The 3,742-nt window shown below is 60.2% G+C and carries 4 protein-coding genes; 2 read left to right on the top strand and 2 right to left on the bottom strand.

From position 1 onward, the window contains the following. Positions 1 to 150: 150 nt before the first annotated feature. Both Q0176_RS00640 and Q0176_RS00645 read right to left on the bottom strand, forming a co-directional pair. Positions 151 to 912, bottom strand: coding sequence for a TVP38/TMEM64 family protein (locus tag Q0176_RS00640; protein WP_299298010.1), 762 nt, complete (start codon positions 910 to 912; stop codon positions 151 to 153). After that, positions 909 to 1,670, bottom strand: coding sequence for a TVP38/TMEM64 family protein (locus Q0176_RS00645; protein WP_299298012.1), 762 nt, complete (start codon positions 1,668 to 1,670; stop codon positions 909 to 911). Before Q0176_RS00645 ends, Q0176_RS00640 begins: the two co-directional genes overlap by 4 nt. Before the next feature lie 593 nt (positions 1,671 to 2,263). Between Q0176_RS00645 and Q0176_RS00650 the strand changes: the two genes are divergently transcribed. Further along, positions 2,264 to 2,515 (top strand): hypothetical protein, encoded by a 252-nt coding sequence (locus Q0176_RS00650; protein WP_299298014.1) that lies wholly within the window; start codon positions 2,264 to 2,266, stop codon positions 2,513 to 2,515. Further along, on the top strand, positions 2,505 to 3,314 hold the full coding sequence (locus Q0176_RS00655) for a hypothetical protein (RefSeq protein WP_299298016.1): 810 nt from the start codon (positions 2,505 to 2,507) through the stop codon (positions 3,312 to 3,314). Before Q0176_RS00650 ends, Q0176_RS00655 begins: the two co-directional genes overlap by 11 nt. Positions 3,315 to 3,742 lie beyond the last annotated feature (428 nt).

Below are 3,742 nucleotides of genomic sequence, written 5' to 3' on the forward strand. Positions count from 1 at the left end.
TCTCGGCCTTGTAACGGGGAAGGTAGACTGCCATGGCTATGGCGGCGACGGCGATGACCACTACCGCAAAAAAGATCGACTTGCCCTTCATTGTGAAGAAAACCTCCTTGAATTTAAAATAGTGCAAAGCTTTGAAGATAAAATCGTTTTTTATCCGATGTCCTCTCGGCCTCCATGCTGGCTTTCATGTTGGCTGCCCTGGATCTCGGGGTGAATGCCGCCCTCCTTGTAGGCGCGCCCGTCCGGCTCCGTCACATAACGTTTTTTCAGATAGAGCCCCGCCGCCGTGACGAGGACGGCTAGCGCCCCGGCCAGGATCAGGTAGAAGCGCCGGTTCTCCGCGTCCCCCAGCCCTGCGGCCCCGAGGGTGAAGAAGGTCACGCCGGGCGCCAGAAAAAGCGCTGTGTAAAGGGTGTAGGGCCAGAGTCCGATGCCCGTGATCCCGTAGGCGAAATTCTGGAGGTTGTAGGGGAACAGCGGCACCAGTCGGGTGATCATCAGGAGCACGACGCCGCTGCGGCCGACGTCCTCGAACAGGACGCGCTTCAGATACCGGTTGCGTTCCACCCAGGGGGCGACGGCGTCCCTGAGGAAATAGCGGCCGGCCAGGAAGGCCAGGACCGCCCCCAGGGTCGCCGCGGCCAGGCAGAGGACAGTGCCCAGGAGAGGACCGAAGAGGAGCCCGGCGACGATCGCGAAGGTCACCCCCGGTAGGGCCAGAAGGACGCAGGCCGCCGTCGTCGCCGTAACGTAGATCAGCGAGGCCGTGAGGACGTCCCTGCGCACCGCTTCCCTCAGGGCCTCCAGGCCGCCTGGCCCCGACAGAAAATCCGACCAGCCGTAGTACCGGTCCAGCAGCACGATGGCGGCCATGAGCGAAAGCAGGATCAGCGGTTTTGTGTACCGCTTCATCCTGCGTTCCGAGTGGGACGCGCCTTCCTCTCCGTGTAGACCTGCTTGATCACGACGATCAGGATCGAGAGCGCGAAGAGGATCAGGAGTCCTGTGACGAAGAGCTTGGCCCCGCCCGTCAGCATCCCTCCGACGTAGGAGTAGACGATCGTCGCGGGAAGCTGTCCCACGCCCGTGGCGATGAAGAAGGGCCAGAAGTCCATGGAGGTCAGGCCCGCCGCGTAGCTGACGATGTCGAACGAGATGAACGGCAGGAGCCGGGCGATGAGGATGCTCTGGGTGCCGTGCCGCTCGAAGAAGGCGTCGATGGAGCGCAGGCCGGTCTTGCTGGAGAGCTTTTCCACGACATCGCGGCCGAGGATGCGGGCGATGTAGAAGCAGACTGCGGCGCCGGCCATGGCGCTGGACCAGGACAGGATGGCGCCGCGCCACCAGCCGAAGAGGTTGGCGTTGGCGAAGGTGATCAGGAAGGCCGGGAGCGGCGCCACGATGGACTGGAAGACCATCAGGAGGAAGGAGACCGTTGCAGCCATGGTCCCGTAACGCTCGACGAAGCTGCGCACCGCCGCGAAGTCGCCGGTTGCGAAGGTGGCGAAGATGGAGTCGATGATGCTCTTGTACGGCGGCCAGACAAAATAGGCCCCGATCGCCGCGGCGAGCAGGATCAGAAGGACGGTCTTTCCGGCGTATTTTTTGCCTGATTTTCCCGATTGTCCGGGCTCATGGACGGCGTCTTGTACGTTTTTCGTTTCACTCATGCGGGATACCTCCAAACGGAACCGCCCGTCCCGAGAGTGGGACGGATAACAAAAGGCGTCCTCTCTGCCGGCAGAGGCTGTCCCAAGGGATGGCCGGCGTGAGGGACGGCAGGGTACGAATGAGCCACAGCCTCCGCCTTCGGGGAACGAAGGCCGAGTACAGGGGCAACGTCGGTGGGGTTTTGCCTTTTCAGACGAAACTGCCCATGCAAAAATCCGGTTGTCGGGCTACAGGGAAGGGAGCCCGCCCAGAGGGAGAAGCCGGAGGCGGGAAGCCGGATTCGCAACGCCCGCTGTGGCGCACACGTGCACACCGTGCAGCGAATGCGAAACGCGTCATGTGAATACGGCCATGGCTCTTCCTCCTTCCGTTTGGGGCTTATCGCTATTGTACACCAGGACCGGAGATTTGGATTGACGGGACATGCTGCCCAGGGACGCGGCTTCTCAAGAAGCCGGAAAACAAGCGGGGCTATGGATCCCGCTGTTTTGGCCCGGTATCCCCGGGCCTGAGCCGGCCTGCGAGGTTACTTTTGAAACTGTGATAAAATCGGTCTGTACAAGCGGTTTAACTGTTTGGGGAGGTGCGCTTTATGTCGAACTTCAAGTCGTCCTTTGTCTCCACGATGTCCGATGAGCGACGGAAGGAGATTGCAAAACAAGTCATTGCCGCAATGCGGGCTGGTGACGAGGAGTTGGCAACCAGGCTGACGAGACAGGTTCCTTTGCCTCTGCCCATGGCCAGAGTCTTGAAAGCGGATTGGGGCATTGAGATGTTGAAAGATGCTGGGTTCAATCTTGATGATGCAGTGAAAGCTTATGGAAGAGAATGGCTTGAAGCTTAAGGAGCGTGAGTTGAAATTTGCCGGTAAGGCGGAACGTTTTGATCTCTTAGCCGAGAACGAGGAGCGCACGGAGTTCAACGATGCACTCCGTGAAATGTCCATTCTTCTCCGCGAAGCCGCTCAGGATGGCGACGTGATGCACGCTATCCGCCTTGAGCGGCAGTGCATCGCCTTGGATCAGACCAGACGGCCGGACAGAATCGACGAGCTGAACCGGCAGCTTCTTAAGAGCAGCGCGGCGGAGCAGGGGGTGCGCTTTGTGATGGACGCGCCAGCCTACAGGGCACAGCTCGAAAGGGTCTTCGTCCATGGGATACCGGAATTGTCCAGCGGAGAACCCTACGAAAGATTCGTGTCCGATCAGAAACGCTATCTCGAGGCATCCAAAAAGAACTTTCGGACGCAGGAGGAAGTGGACTTCTTCAACGCCAGAATATCCAACCTGAATGCAGGGATCGGAAACTTCAAGGAGCTCCAGGAAAAAGCCGTATTCCCGGAGCGCGCGGCCGCCAAGCTGGAAGCCCGGAAGCTGGTTGGTGATGAAGGACAGGTCCTCCGTCCCAACCCGAAAGGGGAACACCGTTACAAGGGTGAAATCCTGGCTGTTACAAAGACCCACGCCGTCCAGCGGTTCTCCGCCCGGGCCGTCTGTATCCACGCCCTGGAGGATTTCCCCGACGGAGCCAAACCCACCGTGGGAGAAGTTCTTCTCATCCGCTATGCCGACGCTCGGATAAAATCCGTGGAACCCGTTCCGCAAAGGAATCGGATAAAAGCGCCAAAAGACCTCGAAAGATGAAATGCCTCGTCGCAGGATAATCCACCCGAAACGCCTCTGACGGGGGCGCATCGGAAAGAGCGATTCCCGATCCTCCTCGCCCTCCTCCTCCTGATCGGCTTCCCCTCGTCCTCTTGCCGGAGCAATATGCGGCCCCCCGGGGGCTTGTACCCTTGCTTGCCCCTGAGGCACGCAGTCGCTAGGTCTCTTTTTCTGTGTCATTTTTCTTTTATCGGGCATTGTCTCGCTGGATCGCCCCAGGCGTCTGCGCCCTTTTTGGAGATGGAAGCCTGATCCGTGCTTTTGGGTGCTTGGGGTATGGATCGCCGCAGCCCCTGCTCCGCCTTACGCGTCGCTCTATCCTGCCCTGTTATCGTCGGGGCTGGGGGAACGTACGGCGCGGGCCCCCTTTCCCGGCGCCGTGCCCGGTGAATTGACAGACCGGCCCG

Source organism: uncultured Fretibacterium sp. (assembly GCF_938040765.1).
Lineage (GTDB): Bacteria > Synergistota > Synergistia > Synergistales > Aminobacteriaceae > CAJPSE01.

Coding starts and splice junctions, on each gene's coding strand:
- Q0176_RS00640 (WP_299298010.1), bottom strand. CDS start 912: ATGAAGCGGTACACAAAACCGCTGATCCTGCTTTCGCTCATGGCCGCC.
- Q0176_RS00645 (WP_299298012.1), bottom strand. CDS start 1,670: ATGAGTGAAACGAAAAACGTACAAGACGCCGTCCATGAGCCCGGACAA.
- Q0176_RS00650 (WP_299298014.1), top strand. CDS start 2,264: ATGTCGAACTTCAAGTCGTCCTTTGTCTCCACGATGTCCGATGAGCGA.